Source organism: Streptomyces sp. NBC_01723 (assembly GCF_036246005.1).
Classification (GTDB): Bacteria; Actinomycetota; Actinomycetes; order Streptomycetales; family Streptomycetaceae; genus Streptomyces.
In genome coordinates, this window is sequence record NZ_CP109171.1 from 3,006,720 (window position 1) to 3,028,199 (window position 21,480).

The following is a 21,480-nucleotide window of genomic DNA, read 5'->3' on the forward strand; positions in this document are numbered from 1 at the left end:
TCAGGCCATACCGCCGGCGACGGCCGGCAGGATCGTGATGCTGTCGCCGTCGCTGAGCTTCGTGTCGATGCCGTCCAGGAAGCGGACGTCCTCGTCGTTCAGGTAGACGTTGACGAAGCGGCGGAGCTGCTCGCCGTCCACGATGCGCGCCTGGATGCCCGTGTGCCGGGTCTCGAGGTCGGCGAAGAGCTTGGCGAGGGTGTCCCCGTTGCCCTCCACCGCCTTCTGACCGTCGGTGTACTGGCGGAGGATGGTCGGGATGCGGACCTCGATGGCCATGGCTGAGGGCTCCTGTCGGAAGTTCGTGGTGGGTTCGGAGGGCACGCGGCGGCACACGTCGGCACGCCGCGGCGCACGGCCACAGGGCCGTACGGCGGCGGCGGAAGATCAACAGATGGCGCTGTTCAGCCTGCACAGGTCGACGTGCAGCCGCGCCACGAGCAGCGTGCCCGGCGCTTTGTCGCTCACGTCGAGAAGAACCATGGGCTCATCGTATCGATTCCCGGTCCGGCTTCCGGAGTGTGATATCGCATCGTGGACGATTTTCGTCCGCCATGCGATATCAGTAGGCCTCCACCACCTTGACCTCCTCCTCCGTGACCTCTCCCGCCACGATCCGGAAGGAACGGAACTGGAAGTCGCCGGCGCCGTCGGCGTCCGCCGTGGAGACCAGGACGTAGTGCGCGCCGGGCTCGTTGGCGTAGCTGATGTCGGTGCGGGAGGGGTAGGCCTCGGTGGCGGTGTGCGAGTGGTAGATGACCGCCGGCTCCTCGTCGCGGTCGTCCATCTCGCGGTAGAGCTTGAGCAGGTCCTGCGAGTCGAACTCGTAGAAGGTGGGTGAGCGGGCCGCGTTCAGCATCGGGATGAACCGCTCGGGGCGGCCCTCGCCCTCGGGACCGGCCACCACGCCGCACGCCTCGTCGGGGTGGTCCTCGCGCGCGTGGGCGACGATCTGGTCGTACAGGGCCTGGGTGATGGTCAGCATGCGGCCAGGATAAGCAGAGTGAAAGGGGCCGCGCGTAGCGCGTCAGGCAGGGTGGTGGCGGGAGACGGGCGGGCCGATCCGTACCGAGGGGTGGTACGGACCGGCTCGTATGCCGGACATCCTGAGCGGTGGCCGTGCCGGGTGCCACGAGCACCCCGTGCGGCCGGATGTCCGCGAAGCGCGCGAACGCGCAGGTCAGCCGAGTTTCTCCAGCTCCGGCTCGCCGTGCCGCTCGGCGATCTGCGGGTTGCGGCTCTTGAGCACGGCCCAGCCGATGCCGAGGGCGGCGGCCCAGCCGGCCATCACGTACAGACAGACGCGGGCGTCGGCGTCGTAGGCGATGAGGCAGGTGACGAAGAGGAGGAAGGCGATGGCGATGTAGGAGCAGACGGAGCCGCCCGGGGCCGGGAAGGAGGAGGCGGGCAGGCGGCCCGCGACGACCTTGCGGCGGTACAGGACGTGACTGATGAGGATCATCAGCCAGGTCCAGATGCCGGCCGCGGTGGCGACGGAGGTGACGTAGCCGAAGGCCTTCTCCGGGACGACGTAGTTCAGCACCACGCCGATGCCCATGAAGACGACGGAGACCGCGATGCCGAACGCCGGGGTCTTGGTCGACGACAGCCGGCTGAAGACCTTGGGGGCCTCGCCGTTGTCCGCCAGGGTGCGCAGCATGCGGCCCGTGGAGTACATGCCGGAGTTGCAGGAGGACAGGGCGGCGGTCAGCACGACGAAGTTGACGATGCCGGCGCCGGCCGGGATGCCGATGACGGTGAACGCCTCCACGAAGGGGCTGACGCCCTCGGCGAACTCGGTCCACTTGACCACCGCCAGGATGACGGTGAGGGCGCCGACGTAGAAGAGCGCGATGCGCCAGGGCAGGGTGTTGATCGCCTTGGGGAGGGTCTTCTCCGGGTTCTCGGACTCGCCGGCGGTGACGCCGACCAGCTCGACGGCGAGGTAGGCGAACATGACGCCCTGAAGGGTCATCAGGGACGAGCCGATGCCCTTGGGGAAGAAGCCGTCGAAGGCCCACAGGTTGGAGACGGCGGCGGTGTCGCCGGCCTGGCTGAAGCCGAGGGTGAGCACGCCGAGGCCGATCACGATCATGCCGATGATGGCGGTGACCTTGACCATCGAGAACCAGAACTCGATCTCGCCGAAGAGTTTCACCGAGATGAGGTTGGCCCCGAAGAGCAGGACCAGGAAGACCAGGGCGGAGACCCACTGCGGGATCTCGGGGAACCAGTAATGGATGTAGATGGCGGCGGCGGTGAGTTCCGCCATGCCGGTGACCACCCACATCAGCCAGTACGTCCAGCCGGTGAAGTAACCGAAGAAGGGGCCGAGGAACTCGCGCGAGTACTCGGCGAAGGAGCCGGAGACGGGACGGTAGAGCAGGAGCTCGCCGAGCGCCCGCATGATGAAGAAGATGATCACGCCCGCGAGGGCGTACATGAGGATGATGCTGGGGCCGGCCTTGGCGATGTTCGCACCGGCGCCCAGGAAGAGACCGACGCCGATGGCGCCGCCGATCGCGATCATCTGGACCTGGCGGCTGTTGAGTCCGCGCTCGTAGCCCTCTTCCGGTGCCTTCTCCGTGTCGACCTGCGCAGAGGTCATGTGTGATGCGCCTTTCTCCATGCCGATCCGGACCTTTGGACGGTCTCGGATCGGGTCGCGATCCCCCCGGATGATGGAGCTGAGCGGGCCTCACATCCCGCTCGGTGCCTGGCCGGCGGTCGCCGGCTCGGTGGCGCACCCGGCCGAACATTCGGGTGGTGTTCGCCGGGCGGTCGTGAAGATTTACCACGACCGCGGAGCTGATCACAGGGGCCGACTGTGACGCGTCACACAGACAAAAGAGGACACATGGCGAACTGGAGGTGCAAAAAAGGGCGCGCTTTTGGGGTGATCGTTATCCGGATTTGAGGCTCCGCTGAGCGGACACGAAGGGTGAACGAACCGACACCTTCCGGGCACAGGTCCGCGGTCAGGGCATGAGGGTCGCGACGAGCGACTCCTGCAGCCCACCGAGCCACAGGTACGCCATCACCATCGGCTTGCGCGGGTCCTCGTCCGGGAGCCGGTAGAGCAGGTCGGTGTCGTCCTCGTCGGTGATCTCCAGCCGGGAGCCGATCGCGAGGCGCAGGTCGTTCAGGGCTCCCAGCCACTGCCGGGACTCCTCCGCCGACAGCTTCAGCACCGCCGCGTCCTTGCCGGCCGACCGGGAGGCCACGGCGTCCAGCGCGCGGATCACGGCGAGCGCGGTCTCCCGCTTGCCGGCCCGCAGGTCGTTCTCGGTGTACCGGCGGAACTCGGCGGAGGACGCCCGCTGCTCCTCGGCCTCCCGGGCCTGCGGGGTGCCCTCCGGGTCACCGTAGGCGTCCGGGAACAGGCGGCGCAGCACCGGGTCGGACGGCGGCTCGCTCGGACCCTCGGCGAACAGCTCGGCGAGCGGGTCGTCGGAGGCGTCCTCGGCGGGGCCGGGGCCGATCAGCTCCAGGAGCTGCACGGCCAGCGAGCGGATGATGGAGATCTCGACGTCGTCGAGGGCGACGGCCGCGCCGCCGCCGGGGAGCGGTTCGAACTGTCCTGACATGGCGGCGATTCAGCTACTTCCGTCCTGCGGGCGGGCGAGGGTCATTTCCGGTCCTGCTGGAGGGTGGCCCACAGGCCGTAGCCGTGCATGGCCTGGACGTCCCGCTCCATCTCCTCGCGCGAGCCGACGGAGACGACCGCCCGGCCCTTGTGGTGGACATCCATCATCAGCTTGGTGGCCTTGTCCTTGGAGTAGCCGAAGTACGACTGGAAGACGTACGTCACGTAGCTCATGAGGTTGACGGGGTCGTTGTGCACGATCGTCACCCAGGGCACGTCGGGCTCGGGTACGGCGAAGACCTCCTCCGCCGACTCGGTCTTCTCGATCTCCATGGGTGCGGCTGCCGTCACAGGGCCCATGCTGCCACCACAGGGGGGCACCCGCACAAACGGGCCTGTGGCGGGCGCCACGCGAACCGGGCGGGCATCGAAATCGTCAGAGTGACGAAATGGGGGTACGATCCGTCGTATGAACACAGCGGACCTTGGGCTGCCGGTCGACGTTCCCTCCACGGCGCTCTTCACCGACCAGTACGAGCTGACCATGTTGCGGGCCGCCCTGAAGGCGGGCACCGCCGGGCGGCGGAGCGTGTTCGAGGTCTTCACCCGCCGGCTGCCGGACGGGCGCCGCTACGGCGTCGTGGCGGGCACCGGGCGGGTGCTGGACGCGGTGGAGAACTTCCGCTTCGACGCGGACGTGCTGAGCTTCCTGCGCGAGAAGGACATCGTCGACGAGCAGACCCTGGACTGGCTCGCCCAGTACCGCTTCAGCGGCGACATCTGGGGCTACCCCGAGGGCGAGGTGTACTTCCCCGGCTCGCCGATCATGCGGGTCGAGGGGACCTTCGGCGAGTGCGTGCTGCTGGAGACGGTGATCCTCTCCATCCTGAACCACGACTCGGCGATCGCCGCCGCCGCCTCCCGGATGTCCTCGGCCGCCGGGGACCGCCCGCTGATCGAGATGGGCGCCCGCCGCACCCACGAGCTGGCCGCGGTCGCCGCCGCCCGCTCCGCCTACGTCGGCGGCTTCGCCACCACCTCCGACCTGGCGGCCGGCTTCCGCTACAACATCCCCACCGTCGGCACCTCGGCGCACGCCTTCACCCTGCTGCACGACAGGGAGCGCGACGCCTTCCGGGCCCAGGTCGACGCCCTCGGCCGGGACACCACGCTCCTGGTGGACACCTACGACGTCGCCGAGGCCGTCCGCACGGCGGTGGAGGTCGCCGGGCCCGAGCTGGGCGCCGTGCGCATCGACTCCGGCGACCTGCTGCTGGTCGCGCACCGGGTGCGCCAGCAGCTGGACGAGCTGGGCGCCACCCGGACGAAGATCGTCGTGACCTCGGACCTGGACGAGTACGCCATCGCCTCGCTGGCGGCGGCGCCCGTGGACGCGTACGGGGTCGGCACCCAGCTGGTGACCGGGTCCGGGCACCCGACGGCCTCGATGGTCTACAAGCTGGTCGCCCGCGAGTCCGGCGGCGCCGGCGACGGCGCGCCGCTGGTGCCGGTGGCCAAGAAGTCCAGCGGCGGCAAGACGTCGATCGGCGGACGCAAGTGGGCCGCCCGGCGCCTGGACGCCGACGGCCACGCGGAGGCCGAGGTCATCGGCACCGGGCCGGTGCCCGCGGACCTCGCCGACCGGCAGCTCCTGGTCGAGCTGGTCAAGGGCGGTGAGGTGGTCGCCCGCGAGCCGCTGGACGCCGCCCGGGACCGGCACGCGGCCGCGCGCGCCGGGCTGCCGCTCTCCGCCACGCAGCTCTCCCGAGGGGAACCAGTCATTCCGACGGAGTACGCGCACGAGGGCTCGGGTAACTAAAGCTGGTACGGACCGCCAGGCCCCCGCACCGCCCGTTCCCACCGACCTCACAATCGACCAATCGACCCAGTCGAAGGACACCGACCATGCGCCGCGCCTTGATCGTCGTAGACGTGCAGAACGACTTCTGCGAGGGGGGCAGCCTCGCGGTGTCCGGCGGTGCCGACGTGGCCGCCGCCATCACCGAGCTGATCGGGCAGGCGCCCGCCGGCTACCGCCACGTCGTGGCCACCCGCGACCACCACATCGCGCCGGGCGGCCACTTCGCCGACAACCCCGACTACGTCCACTCCTGGCCGGCGCACTGCGTCGCCGGCACCGAGGGAGTCGGCTTCCATCCGAACTTCGCGCCGGCCGTCGCCTCCGGCGCCATAGACGCCGTCTTCGACAAGGGGGCGTACTCGGCGGCCTACAGCGGCTTCGAGGGCGCCGACGAGAACGGCACGCCGCTCGCCGAGTGGCTGCGGGCCCGGGAGATCGACGAGGTCGACGTGGTGGGCATCGCCACCGACCACTGCGTGCGGGCCACCGCCCTGGACGCGGCCCGCGAGGGCTTCCGCACCCAGGTGCTGCTCGACCTGACCGCCGGCGTGGCCCAGGCGACCACCGAGCGGGCTCTGGAGGAGCTGCTGGAGGCGGGCGTGGAGCTGTCCGGGAAGCCGGTCGTGCAGTAGTCGGCCGGTCGGCTCTAGGTCTGGGTCTGGGTCTGGGTCTGGGCCGTCGGGCGTCCGAGCAGGGCGCGGATCGGGTGCCACAGCTCCTGGACCAGGTCCGGGCCGCCCGCCACCCCGGCGACCGGCGCCGTGCGCCATATCAGGCCGTCCGGGTGGTGCAGGACCGCGGTGATCTCGTCCGGGGTCGGCGGGGCCGCGTTGCCCCGCAGGTAGACCGCACGCAGTCCCAGGTTGCGCAGCCTGGTCAGGGCGCGCGCCCGGTTGCGGGCGTGGATGAGAAAGCGCAGGCTGCCCTCCGGGCGGGCGGGGCTGGGCAGGTTCAGTGCCACCACCACCGTGCCGTTCGGCAGCTTGCAGAAGCCTCCTGCGGCCATGCGGTCATACCCCCGTGTCAGCCGGCGTCGGTCCGGGCGTCGGACCCGGTGTCAATAAGAGAACCACAGGACGCACCTAAACACGGATCGGCGGTGACCCGCCAGGGGGTCACCGCCGAACACCGTCTGACCTGCACTAATGCTGTTTACCTGCCTGCGGAGCCCACTTCCAGCTCGATCGTCGAGCCATCCTTGGCCTCCTTGAGGATCTTGATCTTCGTGTTGGTGTCAGTGATCTTGACACCGCCGGTGGGGTTCGCCGGGTCGTAGTAGTCGTTCGTGCGGTCGTTGAAGACCGAGACGCCCTTCGAGCCCGGGATGTACTTCGCGACGTCCGCCTGGTGCAGCGTCATGCCGTCCGTCTTGTAGAGGCTGAACGGCGAGTCGTACGCCTGGATGCGGTTGCGCATCAGGGTGCCGTCCTTCCACTTCAGCGCGGTCGGGTGCGAGTCGATCGGCAGGACCAGGCCGGAGCCCGGGTGCTGGCTGGTGTTGTTGTCCGCCTGGGAGGTGTCCCACTTCCAGATCAGCAGGCCGTTCTGGTACGCGTAGTGCTCCACCCAGTTCGGACGCTCCGAGAAGCCGAAGTTGTACGGGCCGGTCTTCAGCGTCTTGTCGTACGACACGTACTGACGGTTCTCGGCGATGTAGTACTGCGCGTAGTCCTTGGTGAAGGACGCGCCCACGCGGGAGAAGCCGTTGGCGGTCCAAGCGGCGTCCGCGGTCTCGGCGTTGTCGGTGAAGAGCGCCTCGCCGTCGGCCGTCACGGTGATCGCGTCGGCCGTGAAGCCCTTCTGGGCCACGCCGCCGTCGGTCTGGTAGCGGAAGCGGAGGTCGATCTTCTTGCCGGCGTAGGCGTCCAGCGGGTAGGCCAGCTTGCCGTGGGCGTCGGCCGTGCCGTGCAGGGCCGGCTTGTCGGCGGCGTCGCGCGGGATCGGCTGGCCGTCGAACGTGCCGTCGATGGCGGTCCAGTTGGCGCCGCCGTCGGTGGACACCTCGGTGTAGAGGTAGTCGTAGTTGGCCTCGATGTCGTACCAGCCGTCCAGGGTGAGGGCGGCGGACGACTTGCCGGTGAGGTCGACGCTGCGGGTCAGCGTGTTCTTGAGGTTGTCACCGCTGCCGCTCCACCACTGGGTCTTGCCCTCGGCGGGGGTGACGATCTCGGTGGTGACCGCCTTCTTCGGCAGCTCGACGACCAGGCCCTGCTTGTGCTTGGTGTTGTACTCGGCCAGGCCCAGCTTGTGCCAGGAGCTGACGCCCGCCTTGGCGGTGTCGTAGTTCAGCCAGCCCAGCTGGAGCTTGTCCCAGGCGTTCATGTCGCCGGGCAGGTCGCCGATCTCGTTGCGGCCGGTGCCCAGCCACGAGCCGGACGACATCAGCGTCCAGAAGCCGGTGGAGTTGTCGCCGCCGGCCGTGTCGTAGTGGTCCGGCAGACCGAGGTCGTGGCCGTACTCGTGGGCGTAGACGCCGAGTCCGCCGTTCTCGGGCTGGATCGTGTAGTCGCCGACCCAGACGCCGGTGGAGCCGATCTGCGAGCCGCCGAGCTTGTTCTGCGCGGGGCCGGTGGCGCCGGCGTCCGTGCCGAAGGCGTACCAGCGGTGCGCCCAGATCGCGTCGGTGCCCTGGACGCCGCCGCCCGCGGACTCGTCCTCGCCCGCGTGCACGACCTGGAAGTGGTCGATGTAGCCGTCGGGCTCGTTGAAGTCGCCGTCGCCGTCGAAGTCGTAGCGGTCCCACTCGTCGAAGCGGGCGGCGTCCGCCTTGATCTGGGCGTCGGTGCGGCCGGCCGCCTTCTGCTGCTCGACCCAGGCGTTCAGGCCGTCGCTGACGACGTTCCACACGCTCGGGCAGTTGGTGTCGCCGCAGGCGTTGTTGCCGTAGCGTGCCTCGTTGTAGGGGACCTTGACCCAGTCGGAGACCTCGCCCTCGACCGAGTAGCGGCCGGAGGACTGCTTCTCGTAGTACGTCTTGACCGAGTCGACGCCCTTGCCCGAACCGAAGTACAGGTCCTGGAAGTGCTGCTGGTCGTAGTCCTCCTTCCAGGCCGTGGAGTTGTCCGTCTTGCGGTTCGGCTTGGCTATCTGGTTGTGCAGCGGGCCGGCCTCGCCGCCGTAGCGGCTGTCGACCTTGTCGCCGAACTCGACCAGGATGGTGAAGATCTTGTCGGTCTTCTCCCGGCCCAGCTCGACGTACTTGCTGTCGCCCTTCTTGCTCTTGAGCTGGACGACGTTGGAGCCGTCCTTCTTCTTCACCGAGGCCTTGCCGGATATGACCTGGTTGAGGGCCTCCTCCCGCTGGGCGGCCTGCGTGTCGCTCAGCGGGCCCTTGAGGTCGTGGGAGTCCGTGCCCTTCGCCGGGTTCGGGTCTTGGCGGTCCACGGCCGAGGGCCGGGCCGGCGAGTCCGCCTGGGCCACGCCGGCCGCGGACAGCGTGGCGGTCGCCGCGGCGAATGCGACGGTGGTCGCCGCCGTTCTGAACATCCAGGATCTGCTGGTCACTTGAGTTCCTCCCCCGCGTCCACGCGCGCGGATGGGGGGACAAGGACAGAGCAAAGTCCGCGCACACGTGCTCAACGCGTGTAGTCAAGTGACGACATTTGACTAGAGGTTCACCAGAAAAGACAGACCTTGACTTGAGCAGAACAAGTGCACTATGCGGAGACCTCGTTCGCTTTGCGGACACCCGGCCAGGGCCGCCGGCCCCTCCGGCGGGCGCGCGGCACCGTCCACTTCCCGGACGCCATGAATCCGTGCGCCCCCCGTGCATCGGCCATGTCGGTTAGGTCATGCTTACTGCTGGTTCCACTAGGGCACACAGCGGGTTAGAGTCGCTTGGCGGAACGCCCGGAAGCCGGCGGACAGCCAGGCCGACAGCCCGTCTCACCCCCAAGATCGTCTTCCGAGGACACGATGGCCATGCCCCGTCCGACTGCCGCACAGTTCGCCTACGGTTCGTGCACCGTGATCTTCTCGACACTCGCCATGCTGCTGCTGTCACAGACGAGTTCGGGTCCCTCAGTCGCCGTCATCGCCGTCGCCGCGCTCGCCCTCGGGCTGCTGGTCGCCATGACGGTCCCCCAGCCCAGGACACGCACCATGTCCCCCGTTGCCGCCCGCGGGCCCGCCGCGGACCGGACGCCGGTGCCGGCGGCCCGGATCTCCGCGGGGGCGGGCGAGTCGCGGGGACGCGCCGCTTAGGAGCCGGCGTCCGGGCCGTCGGCGGGGCCGTCAGCGGGTGCTGACCACCACCGTCTTGGCGGCCTTGTCGTGCAGGCCCTGTTTGTAGGGCCGGTCGAAGTAGCTCCAGCCGCCCGCGATGACCGTCCAGACGCAGGCACAGCAGAACGCGAACGGGATCCACAGCACCAGGGCACGGATCAGCGACGTCTGCGCCGAGGGCGTCGCGCCGTTGTCCAGGTTGGCCACGCGCATCCCGAGCCACTTCTTGCCCAGGGTCTGGCCCGTCCTGCTGATCAGGTAGGTGTCGTAGGCGATGTAGAGCACGGCGGCGATCACGGACTGCCAGAGCGAGTTGCCGACCTCGATGTCCTCGCCGTCCACCGTGTACTCCTGGACATTGAAGGCCCAGCTGAGCAGCCAGACCACGATGCCCACGAGGATCATGTCGATGATCCGCGCGAGGGTGCGGCGACCGCTGTCGGCGAGCGGGGGCATCCCGGCGAGGGGGTCGCCGGGGGCGCCGCCACCACCGTAGGGGTCACCGCCGTAGGGGCCGCCGCCGCCGGGAGGTGGGGCGCCGTAGGGGCCACCGCCGCCGGGGGGCGGAGCACCGTACGGGTCTCCTCCGCCGGGGGGCGGAGCACCGTACGGGCCTCCTCCGCCGGGGGGCTGTGCACCACCCGGGGGCGGGGTGCCACCCGGAGGCGGGGTGCCGTAGGGGCCGCCCTCGCCGGATCCGGGCTCCGGGCCCGGGCCGGGGGACGGAGGCGGTTTCCTGAACGGGTCGTCTTCCGGCGGCTGCCCGCCGGATCCGGGGGGCGGTTCGCTGCTCATGTCCCGAGTCGAACTCGGACTCTCTTTCCCCGCATCCGGCGAGCGGCCGTCCGGAGTACGCCGTCAGGGGAAGCGGCCAAGGGTGCGTCGCCGGGTGCGGGTGCGCTGTGGTCACTCGCGCAGTTCCCCGCGCCCCTTCGGGGCACGTCCAGCGCACGTCCCTCAAGGGGCGCGGGGAACTGCGCGACCAGCCCCCACGCACCCGCACCCGCACCCGCACCCGGCACGAGACGCAAGCCCCCCGCCCCCGGCCCCGCCCCGCCCGGTCAGCCCGCGACAAACGTGCCGGCGGCCTTGTCGTGCCAGCACTGGTGCCACGGCCGGTCGAACAGGCACCATGCGACGCCCACCACACCGACGACCAGAAGGCCGGGCACGCTGTAGACCAGCCAGCGGCGCAGCGCGGCGCCGAAGGACGGCGCCTCGTGGGCCTCGATGTCCCGCACCTCAAGGCCGAGCAGCCGCTTGCCCAGGGTGCGGCCCCACTTGGCGGTGGGCAGCGCCTCGTAGACGGCACCGAAGACGAGCAGCACGGCCAGCACGATCCCCAGGTACAGCGACGTCGTGCCGTCGAGCAGCCAGACCGTGACCGTCTCACCGGAGAGCTTCGCCTGATCGATCTTGTCGTTGACGTGGTCGATCGCCTTGGTGCCGAGCGGTACGGCGGCCACGGCGGTGACGCCCGCGAGGACGACGGTGTCGATCAGCCGCGCGGCCAGCCGCTTGCCGAGACCGGCGGGCCGGGCCGCCGCCTGGCGCCGGGCGGCGGCCTGGAACACGTCCTCGACCGGCGGCTTCCACGGCACGACGGGCTGCTCCTCGCCGCCCGCCCCCGCCAGCCGGTGCACCTGCTGCGCCCACGAGGACTGACCGCCGCCGGGACCGGCCGCGACCGGCGTGGCGGGCTGCGGCGTGGGCGCCTGGTGGGCAGCGGGCGCCTGCTGGGGAACGGCCGGACCGGCCGGGCTCGCGGGCGCCTGCGGGGACGGAGACTGCGGGGAGGCCGCCCGGGCGGCGGCCGCCTTCCCGGCGCCGAATCCGGGTCCGTCCGCAGCGGCGGCGCCGCCGGGCTGCGCGCCCGCGCGGGGCTTGACGGCACGGAAGGTCATGGTGCCCTCGTCGTCGGCGGGAGACGCGGGGGCGGGGGCGGGGGCCGGGGTGCCGCCCGCGGCCGGGGCGTCCTGCGGGCCCGCCGTCGGGCGGCGGAAGACGAAGGTGTTGCCGCCCCGGTCCTCCGCCTCGCCGGACGCGGGCTCCGCCGGGACGTCCGCCCGCGCGGCACCGGCACCGGCACCCGCGCCAGAGCGCGCGTCGGCGGGGGCGGCCTCAGCGGCCGGTCCCCCCTGCCGGGCGTGCGGGATCCTCGGGTCGGTCCCCTGCGCCGGGCCCGGCCAGGCGACGGACCGGCCCGGGGCGTCCGGGTGGCCGGAGCGCTGGGCGCGGTCGGCGCCCCAGGCCGTCGCGGGTTCGGGACGGCTGCCGTGCTGCGACGCCGTGGGCGGCTGTTCCGCGATCGGGTCCTCGTCGAAGAAGTGCGGGCCGGTCTCCTCGACGGAGGCCGAGGCCGGCGCGCCGGGCGGCGGCACGAGCGACTCGCCGTCCTTGGGGGCGGGCCGGCTGGTGCCCGACACCCAGGAGGCGCCGTTCCAGTACCGGACGTATCCAGGAATGGACGGGTCCGGGTAATACCCTTCGCGGGGCCTGTCGTCGCCGGGGGCCGGGGTTGGGGCGCTCATGTCCGTCGTCCCGTATCTGCTCGGGGGTTGATAGAGGGGCACCAAACATCTATCAGACGGGCGCAATCCGCACCGCCGGTCCCGCCGGACCCACTCCTTTCCGGGCAACCTCGTGCATGGACCTTCACACCTGGGACAGAGGTGGTGGGAAAAAAGTTCCGCGAACCCGCGTAACGCTCGCGGCTCCGGCCGCTCTCACTCGTGCGGGCCCGCTCCGGGCGGCCCGTGCGGATCCGTACGAGAGAGGAACAACCCGCCATGCACCCCACCGTCGTGGAACGCGAGCTGGAGCTGAGGCTCGTCCTGTCCCCCGAATGCGGTATCGCCGTGCCGGCCCTGCTCGGCTACCACACCGACGACCCCTACGCCGTGCACATCACCTTCCACATCGACTCCGGTCACCCGGTGCACTGGACGTTCGCGCGCGAACTCCTGGTGGAGGGGGTCTTCCGGCCGTCCGGGCACGGGGACGTGCGGGTGTGGCCGTCGAAGGCGGAGGGCCGCAGCGTCGTACTGATGGCGCTGAGCAGCCCCGACGGGGACGCCCTCCTGGAGGCGCCCGCCGCCCAGGTGTCCTCCTGGCTGGAGCGGACGCTGCGCGCCGTGCCGCCGGGCACCGAGGGCGGACAGCTCGGCATCGACGACGGACTGGCCGAACTGCTCGCCCGGTGAGCCCCTCCGCGGGTCAGAAGAGCTTGCCGGGGTTGAGGATGCCCAGCGGGTCGAAGACGTGCTTGACGGCCCGCTGCATCTCCAGTCCCACCGGGCCGATCTCGCGGGCCAGCCACTCCTTCTTCAGGACGCCCACGCCGTGCTCGCCGGTGATGGTGCCGCCCAGTTCCAGGCCGAGGGCCATGATCTCGTCGAAGGACTCGCGGGCCCGCCGCGACTCGTCGGGGTCCCGCGCGTCGAAGCAGACGGTGGGGTGGGTGTTGCCGTCGCCCGCGTGGGCGCAGACCCCGATGGTGAGGTCGTACTTCGCGGCGACGCACTCGATGCCCTCCAGCATGTCGCCGAGCCGGGAGCGCGGCACGCACACGTCGTCGATCATCGTGGTGCCCTTGACCGCCTCCAGCGCGGTGAGGGACAGGCGCCGCGCCTGGAGGAGGAGTTCGGACTCGGCGACGTCGTCGGCGGGCACCACCTGGGTGGCACCGGCGGCCTCGCACAGCGCGCCGACGGCGCCCAGGTCGGCGGCGGGGTCGGTGGTGTCGAAGGCGGCCAGCAGCAGGGCTTCCGTGGTCTCCGGCAGACCCATGTGGGCGAGGTCGTTGACCGCCTTGACGGTCGTACGGTCCATCAGTTCGAGGAGGGACGGCACGTGGCCGCCCTCCATGATCCGGCAGACCGCGTCGCAGGCGGCCGACGCGGAGGCGAACTCGGCGGCCAGCACCAGCTGCTCGGGCGGCTTGGGGCGCAGGGCGAGGACGGCCCGTACGACGATGCCGAGGGAGCCCTCGGAGCCGACGAACAGGCGGGTGAGGTCGTATCCGGCGACGCCCTTGGCGGTGCGGCGGCCGGTGGACATCAGGCGGCCGTCGGCGAGGACGACGTCCAGGCCGAGGACGTACTCGGCGGTCACCCCGTACTTGACGCAGCACAGGCCGCCGGAGGCGGTGCCGATGTTGCCGCCGATGGTGCACATCTCCCAGCTGGAGGGGTCCGGCGGGTAGTACAGGCCGTGTTCGTTCACCGCGCGGGAGAGCGTGGCGTTGACGACGCCCGGCTCGACGACGGCGACGCGGTCGACCGGGTTGATCTCCAGGATGCGGTCCATCCTGGTCAGGGAGAGCACCACGCAGCCGTCGGTGGCGTTGGCCGCGCCGGACAGCCCGGTGCGGGCGCCCTGCGGGACGACCGGGACGCGCAGCTCGGTGGCGGTGCGCATGACGTGCTGGACGTCCTCGACGGTACGCGGCAGGACGACCACCGCGGGGACGCCGGACGGGCAGAAGCTCGCCATGTCGTTGGCGTAGGAGGCCGTGACGTCGGGGTCGGTGAGAACGGCCTCGCCGGGCAGCCCGGCGAGGAGACGCTCGACGAGGGCGCTGGCGACCGCCGGGGCTCCGTCGGCTGCGTCGGCTCCGTCGGCTGCGTCGGCTGCGTCTTGAGGCGCTTCGATACGGCTCATGATCACAGGTTCGCACTCGGGGCCATCGGTGTGAACCCCGTGGACGCCGCCCGGCGCAAGCACGGTGTGCTCGTCATATGGGCGCACAGTGGGCGCCATGGAGATCGAACACGGGTGGCGTTCCCGCCGCACGCGCCGGGTGCTGATCGCCTCAGTCGCCGGAGCCGTCGTACTCGGCGGGGTCCTGGTGCTGCTGCCCCGGGAGGGGGACGACGCTCCCCCGCCCGCGCCGGGTCCCGCAGCCGTGGCCCGGGGGGCGGTGACCACCGGGGTGCCGGCCGCGCTCCCGGACCTGGCGGTGCTGATCGGGGACCGGGAGTCGCACCTGCGGGCGCATCCGCTGGACGGGGTGTCGTGGGCGGTGCTGGGGACGGCCTACGTCGAGCAGGGCCGCCGGACGGAGTCCTTCGCGAACTGGGCGAAGGCCGAGAAGGCGCTGAACACCTCGCTGAAGGTGGGGGCGGAGCGCAACCCGCAGGCCCTCGAGGGGCTGGCGGCGCTGGCGGTCGCGCGCCGGGACTTCCCCGCGGCGAAGAAGTGGGGCGAGCGCGCGGCCGAGGCGGCGCCGAAGCGCTGGACGGCGCACGCGGTGCTGATCGACGCCTACACCGGGCTCGGCGACCACAAGGGCGTCGGCCGCGCCCTGGACAGGATGCTGGAGCTGCGTGCGGGCACACCGGCCGTGAAGGCGCGGGCCGCGGCCGTGTACCGGGACCGGGGCTGGCGGGAGGACGCGGCGGCGCAGATCTCCGACGCGGCGGCCGCGGCTCAGGCGCCGGCCGAGCGGGCCGCGTATCTGGAGCAGGCCGGGCGGCTGGCGTTCGAGCGCGGGGACCTTCAGGGGGCGCTGCGGTTCTTCCAGGAGTCGCTGCGCACCGACCCCGACCAGCGGGCCGCGCAGGCCGGGCAGGGCCGGGCGATGGCGGCGCTGGGACGGACGACCGACGCGCTGACCGCGTATCAGGCGGCGCTGGCGAAGCGGCCGAGTCCCGAGTACGCCCTGGAGCTGGGCGAGCTGTACGAGTCGCTGGGGCTGGAGCAGGCCGCGCGGGTGCAGTACGACCTGTTGCGCGCGCGGGTGCGCGGCGCCGAGGCGGCCGGGGCCGACGAGGAGCTGGTGCTGGGGCGGTTCGAGGCGGACCACGGGGACCCGGCGGCCGCGGTGCGGCGGCTGCGGGAGGAGTGGGGGCGGCAGCCGGGGACCGCGGTCGCCGACGCGCTGGGCTGGGCACTGCACCGAAGCGGTGAGCACGAGGAGGCGCTGGAGTTCGCGGCCCTCGCGACGGACAGCGAGAAGGGCGGCGGGGTGCGCAGCGCGCTGTACGTGTTCCACCGGGGTGTGATCGAGAAGGAGCTGGAGCGGTACGGACCCGCGCGGCGGCATCTGCGGGAGGCGCTGATGATCAACCCGCACTTCTCGCCGCTGGGGGCGCCGGAGGCGGAGCGGGCGCTGAAGGAGCTGGGCGAGCCCTCGGAGGAGGGCCCGCCCAGCTGACGCGTCCGGTGACGACGGCCGTCAGAGGTTGCCGCGCTTCTCCTGCTCGCGCTCGATCGCCTCGAACAGGGCCTTGAAGTTGCCCTTGCCGAAGCCCATCGAGCCGTGCCGCTCGATCATCTCGAAGAAGACGGTCGGGCGGTCCTGGACCGGCTTGGTGAAGATCTGCAGCAGGTAGCCGTCCTCGTCCCGGTCGACGAGGATCTTCAGCTCGCGCAGGGTCTCGACCGGCACCCGGGTCTCGCCGGCCCACTCGCCGAGCGTGTCGTAGTACGAGTCGGGGGTGTCCAGGAACTGGACGCCGGCCGCGCGCATGGAGCGGACGGTCTGCACGATGTCGTTGGTGTTCAGCGCGATGTGCTGGACGCCGGCGCCGCCGTAGAACTCCAGGTACTCGTCGATCTGGGACTTCTTCTTGGCGATCGCGGGCTCGTTGATCGGGAACTTGACCTTGAGGGTGCCGTCGGCCACGACCTTCGACATCAGGGCGCTGTACTCGGTGGCGATGTCGTCGCCCACGAACTCCTTCATGTTCGTGAAGCCCATGACCTTGTTGTAGAAGCCGACCCACTCGTTCATCCGGCCGAGTTCGACGTTGCCGACGCAGTGGTCGACGGCCTGGAAGGTGCGCCGGGCGGGCGGCTCGACCATGGGCTCGGCGGCGGCGTAGCCGGGCAGGTAGGGGCCGTCGTAGCCGGTGCGCTCGACGAGCGTGTGGCGGGTCTCGCCGTAGGTGGCGATCGCGGCGAGGACGACGGTGCCGTGCTCGTCCTTGACCTCGTGGGGCTCGGCGAGCGAGCGGGCGCCGTGCTCGACGGCGTACGCGTGGGCGGCGCGCGCGTCCGGCACCTCGATGGCGAGGTCGACGACGCCGTCGCCGTGCTCGGCCACGTGCTGGGTGAGGAACGTGCCCCACTCGGTGGACGGCTTGATCACCGAGGTGAACACGAAGCGGGCGGAGCCGCTCTCCAGGACGTAGCTCGCGGTCTCCCGGCTGCCGTTCTCCGGTCCGGAGTAGGCGACCAGCTTCATGCCGAAGGCGGTGGAGTAGTAGTGCGCGGCCTGCTTGGCGTTGCCCACGGCGAAGACGACCGCGTCCATTCCCTTGACCGGGAAGGGATCGGCCTGCCGGGCGGTGTCGGGAGTGTGGTGTGTGGTCTGCGTCATAGCCGCAGGTTCTCCCCTGCCTGCAAGGTGCGCAATAGTTCGCCTTTTCAGTGGGCAACCTGACTAGTGAAACAACGGTCGGTGCGGGCGATCTGTACAGGATGACTAGCGGGGATGACTAGCCGGGGCGACCGGCCGGGAGGGTGCGGTCATGGCGGGTGCGGGGATCGATCGGCTGGACGGGCGGATCATCGGGCTGCTGGCCCGGGAGCCGCGGATCGGGGTGCTGGAGATGTCCCGTCGGCTCGGGGTGGCGCGGGGCACCGCGCAGGCCCGCCTCGACCGGCTTCAGTCGAACGGAGTCATCCGCGGCTTCGGTCCCGAGGTGGACCCGGCGGCCCTCGGCTACCCGGTCACCGCGTTCGCGACGCTCCAGATCCGGCAGGGTCAAGGGGCCGATGTACGGGCCCACTTGGCGACCGTGCCGGAGGTGCTGGAGCTGCACACCACCACCGGTACCGGGGACATGCTGTGCCGGCTGGTGGCCCGCTCGAACGCCGATCTCCAGCGTGTGATCGACCTGGTCGTCGGTTTTGATGGCATCGTCCGGGCCTCCACGGCGATCGTCATGGAGAACCCCGTCCCGCTGCGGATCATCCCGCTGGTGGAGCAGGCGGCCGAGGACACCGGCAGAGGCGACTGAGACGACCCGATCCCGGAGGTGAGCGGACGTGAACTTCTGGGACTTCCTGGGCAGCCGCCACCAGCAGCTGCTCGCCGACGCCTATCAGCACGCCAGCGCCGTCTTCCAGTGCATGGTGGTGGCGACGCTGCTCGGGGTGCTGATCGGCGTGGTCACCTACCGCAGCGAGTGGGCGGGAAACCTGGCGACGCTGTCCACGTCGACCATCCTCACCATCCCGTCGCTGGCCATGATCGGTCTGCTCATCCCGATCGTGGGTCTGGGCGTGCCGCCGACGGTGACGGCCCTGACCCTGTACGGGCTGCTGCCGATCGTGCGGAACTCGATCGTCGGCCTGCGCGGGGTCGACCCGGCGCTGGTGGACGCCGCCACGGGCATCGGGATGTCGCGCCCGGCCCGGCTGCTGCGGGTGGAGCTGCCGCTGGCCTGGCCGCCGATCCTCACCGGCATCCGCGTCTCGACCCAGATGCTGATGGGCATCGCCGCGATCGCCGCCTACGCCTCGGGTCCCGGCCTCGGCAACGAGATCTTCCGCGGCATCGCCTCGCTGGGCAGCAAGAACGCGCTGAACCAGGTGCTCGCGGGCACGCTCGGGATCATCATCCTGGCTCTTCTGTTCGACGCCGCGTACGTCCTGCTCGGACGCCTGACCATTCCCAGGGGGATCCGTGCCTGAGACGACCGAGCCCACCGCCGCGCCCGAGGGGGACGGTGCCGCCACCCGGGCCACCACCGGAGCGACCATCGAGCTGGAGTCCCTCACCAAGCTCTATCCCGGCAACCCGCAGCCGGCCGTCGAGAACGTGTCGATGGAGATCAAGGCCGGCGAGATGGTCATCTTCGTCGGCCCGTCGGGCTGCGGAAAGTCCACCACCCTGAAGATGATCAACCGGCTGATCGAGCCCAGCGGCGGACGCATCCGCATCAACGGCGAGGACGTCACCGACATCGACCCGGTCAAGCTGCGCCGCAAGGTCGGCTACGCGATCCAGGCCTCCGGTCTCTTCCCGCACATGACCGTCGCCCAGAACATCGCCCTGGTGCCGCGGATGATCGGCTGGTCGAAGGCGCGGATCAAGTCGCGGGTGGAGGAGATGCTGGACCTGGTCGGTCTCGACCCCGGGGAGTTCCACAACCGCTATCCGCGCCAGCTGTCCGGCGGCCAGCAGCAGCGGGTGGGCGTGGCGAGGGCGCTGGCGGCGGATCCGCCGGTGCTGCTGATGGACGAACCTTTCGGCGCGGTCGACCCGATCACCCGGGACCACCTCCAGGACGAGCTGATCCGGCTCCAGCACGAGCTGCACAAGACGATCGTCTTCGTCACCCACGACTTCGACGAGGCGATCAAGCTGGGCGACCGGATCGCCGTGCTGCGCGAACGCTCCCACATCGCGCAGTTCGACACCCCGGAGGCCATTCTCACCAACCCGGCGGACGACTTCGTCTCGGGCTTCGTGGGCGCGGGTGCGGCGCTGAAGCGGCTGAACCTGAGCCGGGTGCGGGACGTGGCGATCACCGACTACCCGACGGTGACCGTGGAGGACCCGCTCCAGCACATCTTCGACCGGCTCCGGGACGCGGGCACCAACGAGATCCTGCTCCTCGACCGGCGCGGCCGGCCCTACAAGTGGCTGCGGCGCGGCGACCTGATGCGGGCCAGGGGTTCGCTGGCGCGGGCCGGGACGCTGGTCCACGACACGGTGACCCGGGACGCGACGCTGCGGGACGCGCTGGAGGCGGTGCTCACCGACAACGCGGGGCGGGTCGCGGTGACCGGGCGGCGCGGGGAGTACACGGGCGTCGTCGACATGGAGACGCTGATGAACTCCGTGCACGAGCTGCTGGAGGCCGACCGGCTGGACGCGCTGGAGCACCGGCACGACCTGGAGGAGACCCGGAGCGAGCAGACCCATGCCGAGCAGGAGGGCTTCGGGGGGATCGGGGGCCGGGCATGAGCGGTTCCTCCCCCTCCCCCGGCGGCCGGCGCCCCGGGGGCGAGCACGAGCCCGGCGGCGTGGCCTTCCGGGACGACCCCGGGGACGAGGCGGAGCACGAGGCCGAACCGGAGCCCCGGCGGGCGTCCCCGCAGGCGGCCCAGCTCCGGATCGGCTGGCGGAAGCTGACCCTGCTGCCGGTCGTGCTGATCGCCGTACTGCTGGCGACCTGGCTGTGGTTCCGGCAGGCGGACCTGGACGCGCTCAGCCGGAACGCGCTGTCGAACGGGCAGGTCACCAAGGCGCTGTGGCAGCACGTGCAGCTCACGGTGATCTCCACGTTCTTCGTACTGATCATCGCGATCCCGCTGGGCATCCTGCTGACCCGGCGGATGTTCCGGAAGGCCACGCCGGTCGCGATGGCGTTCGCCAACATGGGCCAGGCGACCCCCGCGATCGGTCTGCTCGCGCTGCTGGTGATCTGGCTGGGCATCGGCCGCCGGGCCGCCCTGATCGGCATCATCATCTACGCCGTGCTGCCCGTGCTCTCCAACACCATCGCCGGCCTGAAGGCGAACGACCCGACGCTTCTGGAGGCGGCCCGCGGCATCGGCATGTCCCCGCTGGGCGTGCTCACCCGGGTGGAACTCCCCCTGGCCGTCCCCCTCATCCTGGCCGGCGTGCGCACGGCGCTCGTCCTGAACGTCGGTACGGCGACGCTGGCGACCTTCGGCGGGGGCGGCGGCCTGGGCGTGCTGATCACCACCGGGATCACCAGCCAGCGGATGCCGGTGCTGGTGCTCGGCTCGATCCTCACCGTGGCGCTGGCGCTGCTGGTGGACTGGCTGGCCTCGCTGGCGGAACTGCTGCTGCGGCCGCGGGGCCTGGAGGTGGGGACATGAGACGGCCCCGAGTCGGCGCCGTGAGCAGGCGTACGTGTCTGATGCTGACCGCCGCCGTCCTGGTGGCCTCCGCCGGGTGCGGGCTGACCAGCGGCTCCCCCATGGTCGACGACGTGGGTCCCGGGTCCATCGGGCGGGGCCGGCCCCTCGCGGACGCCGACCTCACGGTGACGTCCAAGGAGTTCACCGAGCAGCTGGTGCTCGGCGCGATCATGGGCATCGCCTTCCAGGCGGCCGGTGCGGAGGTGCTCGACCGCACGGGCATCCAGGGCTCCGTCGGCACCCGGGCGGCGGTGGAGAACGGCGACGCCGACGCCACGTACGAGTACACGGGCACCGCCTGGATCACGTACCTGGGCAACAGCAAGCCGATCCCCGACCCCCGGCAGCAGTGGCAGGCGGTGAAGGACGCGGACGCGAAGAAGGGCCTGACCTGGCTGCCGCCGGCGCCGATGAACAACACGTACGCGCTGGCGATGAACCAGGCGAACTACAAGAAGTACGGCACGAAGACGCTCTCGGAGGTGGCCGAGCTGTCGAAGTCGGACCCGGGCGCGGTGACGCTCTGCGTGGAGGGCGAGTTCGCCAACCGCGCGGACGGGCTGCCGGGGCTGGAGAAGGCGTACGGGATGTCCCTGCCGGCCGGGAACGTCACGCAGATGGACACCGGCATCATCTACACCCAGACCGCGAAGGGCGCGTGCACCTTCGGCGAGGTCTTCACCACCGACGGCCGGATCAAGTCGATGAACCTGGTGGTGATGGAGGACGACCGAAAGTTCTTCCCGAACTACAACGCGGCACCCATGGTCCGGACCGCCACCCTGAAGGCCTGGCCGGCGATCGCCTCGGTCCTCGACCCGGTCACCAAGGCGCTGACCAACGACGTCGCGCAGACCCTGAACGCGAAGGTCGACGTGGACGGCGAGGATCCGCACCAGGTGGCACTGGACTGGATGAAGGAGAAGGGCTTCGTGGTGGAGGGCTAGGCGGCCCCGGTCTCCGG

The 21,480-nt window shown here is 71.0% G+C and carries 22 protein-coding genes; 10 read left to right on the forward strand and 12 right to left on the reverse strand.

Going from position 1 to position 21,480, the window contains the following annotated elements; translation table 11 throughout:
* The 6 genes from OIE75_RS14005 to clpS form a co-directional block, all read right to left on the reverse strand.
* Positions 1 to 279, reverse strand: a complete 279-nt coding sequence (locus tag OIE75_RS14005; protein WP_122619852.1) for a MoaD/ThiS family protein — start codon at positions 277 to 279, stop codon at positions 1 to 3.
* Positions 280 to 387: 108 nt separating this feature from the next.
* Positions 388 to 483: a putative leader peptide gene (locus OIE75_RS14010; RefSeq protein WP_019065921.1), complete on the reverse strand. Its 96-nt coding sequence runs from the start codon at positions 481 to 483 to the stop codon at positions 388 to 390.
* 79 nt (positions 484 to 562) lie between these two features.
* Positions 563 to 985: a Mov34/MPN/PAD-1 family protein gene (locus OIE75_RS14015; RefSeq protein ID WP_122619851.1), complete on the reverse strand. Its 423-nt coding sequence runs from the start codon at positions 983 to 985 to the stop codon at positions 563 to 565.
* Positions 986 to 1,180: 195 nt separating this feature from the next.
* Positions 1,181 to 2,608 (reverse strand): amino acid permease, encoded by a 1,428-nt coding sequence (locus OIE75_RS14020; RefSeq protein WP_307012483.1) that lies wholly within the window; start codon positions 2,606 to 2,608, stop codon positions 1,181 to 1,183.
* 370 nt (positions 2,609 to 2,978) lie between these two features.
* Positions 2,979 to 3,587 (reverse strand): DUF2017 domain-containing protein, encoded by a 609-nt coding sequence (locus OIE75_RS14025; RefSeq protein ID WP_307012484.1) that lies wholly within the window; start codon positions 3,585 to 3,587, stop codon positions 2,979 to 2,981.
* A 41-nt stretch (positions 3,588 to 3,628) separates the two neighbouring features.
* Positions 3,629 to 3,946 carry an ATP-dependent Clp protease adapter ClpS gene (gene clpS, locus OIE75_RS14030; protein ID WP_307012486.1) on the reverse strand — a complete coding sequence of 106 codons (318 nt, stop codon included), beginning with the start codon at positions 3,944 to 3,946 and terminating at the stop codon, positions 3,629 to 3,631.
* 109 nt (positions 3,947 to 4,055) lie between these two features.
* On the opposite strand from clpS, the gene OIE75_RS14035 reads away from it, so the two are divergent.
* Both OIE75_RS14035 and OIE75_RS14040 read left to right on the forward strand, forming a co-directional pair.
* Positions 4,056 to 5,405 (forward strand): nicotinate phosphoribosyltransferase, encoded by a 1,350-nt coding sequence (locus tag OIE75_RS14035; protein WP_307012487.1) that lies wholly within the window; start codon positions 4,056 to 4,058, stop codon positions 5,403 to 5,405.
* Positions 5,406 to 5,491: 86 nt separating this feature from the next.
* On the forward strand, positions 5,492 to 6,079 hold the full coding sequence (locus OIE75_RS14040) for a nicotinamidase (protein ID WP_125493660.1): 588 nt from the start codon (positions 5,492 to 5,494) through the stop codon (positions 6,077 to 6,079).
* A gap of 14 nt (positions 6,080 to 6,093) precedes the next feature.
* On the opposite strand, the gene OIE75_RS14045 is transcribed toward OIE75_RS14040, so the two are convergent.
* Both OIE75_RS14045 and OIE75_RS14050 read right to left on the reverse strand, forming a co-directional pair.
* Positions 6,094 to 6,453 carry a hypothetical protein gene (locus OIE75_RS14045; protein WP_329471095.1) on the reverse strand — a complete coding sequence of 120 codons (360 nt, stop codon included), beginning with the start codon at positions 6,451 to 6,453 and terminating at the stop codon, positions 6,094 to 6,096.
* 146 nt (positions 6,454 to 6,599) lie between these two features.
* Positions 6,600 to 8,951, reverse strand: coding sequence for an immune inhibitor A domain-containing protein (locus OIE75_RS14050; protein WP_329471096.1), 2,352 nt, complete (start codon positions 8,949 to 8,951; stop codon positions 6,600 to 6,602).
* 411 nt (positions 8,952 to 9,362) lie between these two features.
* On the opposite strand from OIE75_RS14050, the gene OIE75_RS14055 reads away from it, so the two are divergent.
* Positions 9,363 to 9,650 (forward strand): hypothetical protein, encoded by a 288-nt coding sequence (locus OIE75_RS14055; RefSeq protein ID WP_373462958.1) that lies wholly within the window; start codon positions 9,363 to 9,365, stop codon positions 9,648 to 9,650.
* Positions 9,651 to 9,680: 30 nt separating this feature from the next.
* On the opposite strand, the gene OIE75_RS14060 is transcribed toward OIE75_RS14055, so the two are convergent.
* A complete protein-coding gene (locus tag OIE75_RS14060) occupies positions 9,681 to 10,466 on the reverse strand; it encodes an RDD family protein (protein ID WP_329471097.1) in 786 nt (261 codons plus the stop codon).
* A 266-nt stretch (positions 10,467 to 10,732) separates the two neighbouring features.
* A complete protein-coding gene (locus OIE75_RS14065; RefSeq protein WP_329471098.1) occupies positions 10,733 to 12,202 on the reverse strand; it encodes an RDD family protein in 1,470 nt (489 codons plus the stop codon).
* 258 nt (positions 12,203 to 12,460) lie between these two features.
* Here OIE75_RS14065 and OIE75_RS14070 point away from each other — a divergent pair, with 258 nt between their 5' ends.
* Positions 12,461 to 12,874 (forward strand): SsgA family sporulation/cell division regulator, encoded by a 414-nt coding sequence (locus tag OIE75_RS14070; RefSeq protein WP_307012494.1) that lies wholly within the window; start codon positions 12,461 to 12,463, stop codon positions 12,872 to 12,874.
* A gap of 13 nt (positions 12,875 to 12,887) precedes the next feature.
* Here OIE75_RS14070 and OIE75_RS14075 read toward each other — a convergent pair whose 3' ends face one another.
* Positions 12,888 to 14,339: an FAD-binding oxidoreductase gene (locus tag OIE75_RS14075; RefSeq protein ID WP_329471099.1), complete on the reverse strand. Its 1,452-nt coding sequence runs from the start codon at positions 14,337 to 14,339 to the stop codon at positions 12,888 to 12,890.
* A gap of 91 nt (positions 14,340 to 14,430) precedes the next feature.
* Between OIE75_RS14075 and OIE75_RS14080 the strand changes: the two genes are divergently transcribed.
* The gene (locus OIE75_RS14080; protein ID WP_329471100.1) at positions 14,431 to 15,828 is read left to right on the forward strand and encodes a tetratricopeptide repeat protein; all 1,398 of its coding nucleotides are present in this window, start codon (positions 14,431 to 14,433) and stop codon (positions 15,826 to 15,828) included.
* 21 nt (positions 15,829 to 15,849) lie between these two features.
* Here the strand turns inward: OIE75_RS14080 and hppD are convergent, their stop codons facing one another.
* Positions 15,850 to 16,995 (reverse strand): 4-hydroxyphenylpyruvate dioxygenase, encoded by a 1,146-nt coding sequence (gene hppD / locus OIE75_RS14085; RefSeq protein WP_329471101.1) that lies wholly within the window; start codon positions 16,993 to 16,995, stop codon positions 15,850 to 15,852.
* Positions 16,996 to 17,146: 151 nt separating this feature from the next.
* Between hppD and OIE75_RS14090 the strand changes: the two genes are divergently transcribed.
* The 5 genes from OIE75_RS14090 to OIE75_RS14110 are packed head-to-tail and all read left to right on the forward strand — an operon-like array spanning position 17,147 to position 21,463.
* The gene (locus OIE75_RS14090; RefSeq protein ID WP_122620524.1) at positions 17,147 to 17,638 is read left to right on the forward strand and encodes an Lrp/AsnC family transcriptional regulator; all 492 of its coding nucleotides are present in this window, start codon (positions 17,147 to 17,149) and stop codon (positions 17,636 to 17,638) included.
* Between the two features lie 28 nt (positions 17,639 to 17,666).
* Positions 17,667 to 18,314: an ABC transporter permease gene (locus OIE75_RS14095; protein WP_122619839.1), complete on the forward strand. Its 648-nt coding sequence runs from the start codon at positions 17,667 to 17,669 to the stop codon at positions 18,312 to 18,314.
* Positions 18,307 to 19,593, forward strand: coding sequence for a betaine/proline/choline family ABC transporter ATP-binding protein (locus OIE75_RS14100; protein ID WP_307012501.1), 1,287 nt, complete (start codon positions 18,307 to 18,309; stop codon positions 19,591 to 19,593). The genes OIE75_RS14095 and OIE75_RS14100 overlap by 8 nt, the downstream gene beginning before the upstream one ends.
* The gene (locus tag OIE75_RS14105) at positions 19,590 to 20,474 is read left to right on the forward strand and encodes an ABC transporter permease (protein ID WP_329471102.1); all 885 of its coding nucleotides are present in this window, start codon (positions 19,590 to 19,592) and stop codon (positions 20,472 to 20,474) included. The genes OIE75_RS14100 and OIE75_RS14105 overlap by 4 nt, the downstream gene beginning before the upstream one ends.
* Positions 20,471 to 21,463 carry a glycine betaine ABC transporter substrate-binding protein gene (locus tag OIE75_RS14110; protein WP_329471103.1) on the forward strand — a complete coding sequence of 331 codons (993 nt, stop codon included), beginning with the start codon at positions 20,471 to 20,473 and terminating at the stop codon, positions 21,461 to 21,463. The genes OIE75_RS14105 and OIE75_RS14110 overlap by 4 nt, the downstream gene beginning before the upstream one ends.
* Positions 21,464 to 21,480: the final 17 nt, after the last annotated feature.

Bases quoted from the DNA above. Each gene is read 5' to 3' on its own strand.
- OIE75_RS14005 (WP_122619852.1), bottom strand. From the start codon at position 279: ATGGCCATCGAGGTCCGCATCCCGACCATCCTCCGCCAGTACACCGAC.
- OIE75_RS14010 (WP_019065921.1), bottom strand. From the start codon at position 483: ATGGTTCTTCTCGACGTGAGCGACAAAGCGCCGGGCACGCTGCTCGTG.
- OIE75_RS14015 (WP_122619851.1), bottom strand. From the start codon at position 985: ATGCTGACCATCACCCAGGCCCTGTACGACCAGATCGTCGCCCACGCG.
- OIE75_RS14020 (WP_307012483.1), bottom strand. From the start codon at position 2,608: ATGACCTCTGCGCAGGTCGACACGGAGAAGGCACCGGAAGAGGGCTAC.
- OIE75_RS14025 (WP_307012484.1), bottom strand. From the start codon at position 3,587: ATGTCAGGACAGTTCGAACCGCTCCCCGGCGGCGGCGCGGCCGTCGCC.
- clpS (WP_307012486.1), bottom strand. From the start codon at position 3,946: ATGGGCCCTGTGACGGCAGCCGCACCCATGGAGATCGAGAAGACCGAG.
- OIE75_RS14035 (WP_307012487.1), top strand. From the start codon at position 4,056: ATGAACACAGCGGACCTTGGGCTGCCGGTCGACGTTCCCTCCACGGCG.
- OIE75_RS14040 (WP_125493660.1), top strand. From the start codon at position 5,492: ATGCGCCGCGCCTTGATCGTCGTAGACGTGCAGAACGACTTCTGCGAG.
- OIE75_RS14045 (WP_329471095.1), bottom strand. From the start codon at position 6,453: ATGGCCGCAGGAGGCTTCTGCAAGCTGCCGAACGGCACGGTGGTGGTG.
- OIE75_RS14055 (WP_373462958.1), top strand. From the start codon at position 9,363: ATGGCCATGCCCCGTCCGACTGCCGCACAGTTCGCCTACGGTTCGTGC.
- OIE75_RS14060 (WP_329471097.1), bottom strand. From the start codon at position 10,466: ATGAGCAGCGAACCGCCCCCCGGATCCGGCGGGCAGCCGCCGGAAGAC.
- OIE75_RS14065 (WP_329471098.1), bottom strand. From the start codon at position 12,202: ATGAGCGCCCCAACCCCGGCCCCCGGCGACGACAGGCCCCGCGAAGGG.
- OIE75_RS14070 (WP_307012494.1), top strand. From the start codon at position 12,461: ATGCACCCCACCGTCGTGGAACGCGAGCTGGAGCTGAGGCTCGTCCTG.
- OIE75_RS14080 (WP_329471100.1), top strand. From the start codon at position 14,431: ATGGAGATCGAACACGGGTGGCGTTCCCGCCGCACGCGCCGGGTGCTG.
- hppD (WP_329471101.1), bottom strand. From the start codon at position 16,995: ATGACGCAGACCACACACCACACTCCCGACACCGCCCGGCAGGCCGAT.
- OIE75_RS14090 (WP_122620524.1), top strand. From the start codon at position 17,147: ATGGCGGGTGCGGGGATCGATCGGCTGGACGGGCGGATCATCGGGCTG.
- OIE75_RS14105 (WP_329471102.1), top strand. From the start codon at position 19,590: ATGAGCGGTTCCTCCCCCTCCCCCGGCGGCCGGCGCCCCGGGGGCGAG.
- OIE75_RS14110 (WP_329471103.1), top strand. From the start codon at position 20,471: ATGAGACGGCCCCGAGTCGGCGCCGTGAGCAGGCGTACGTGTCTGATG.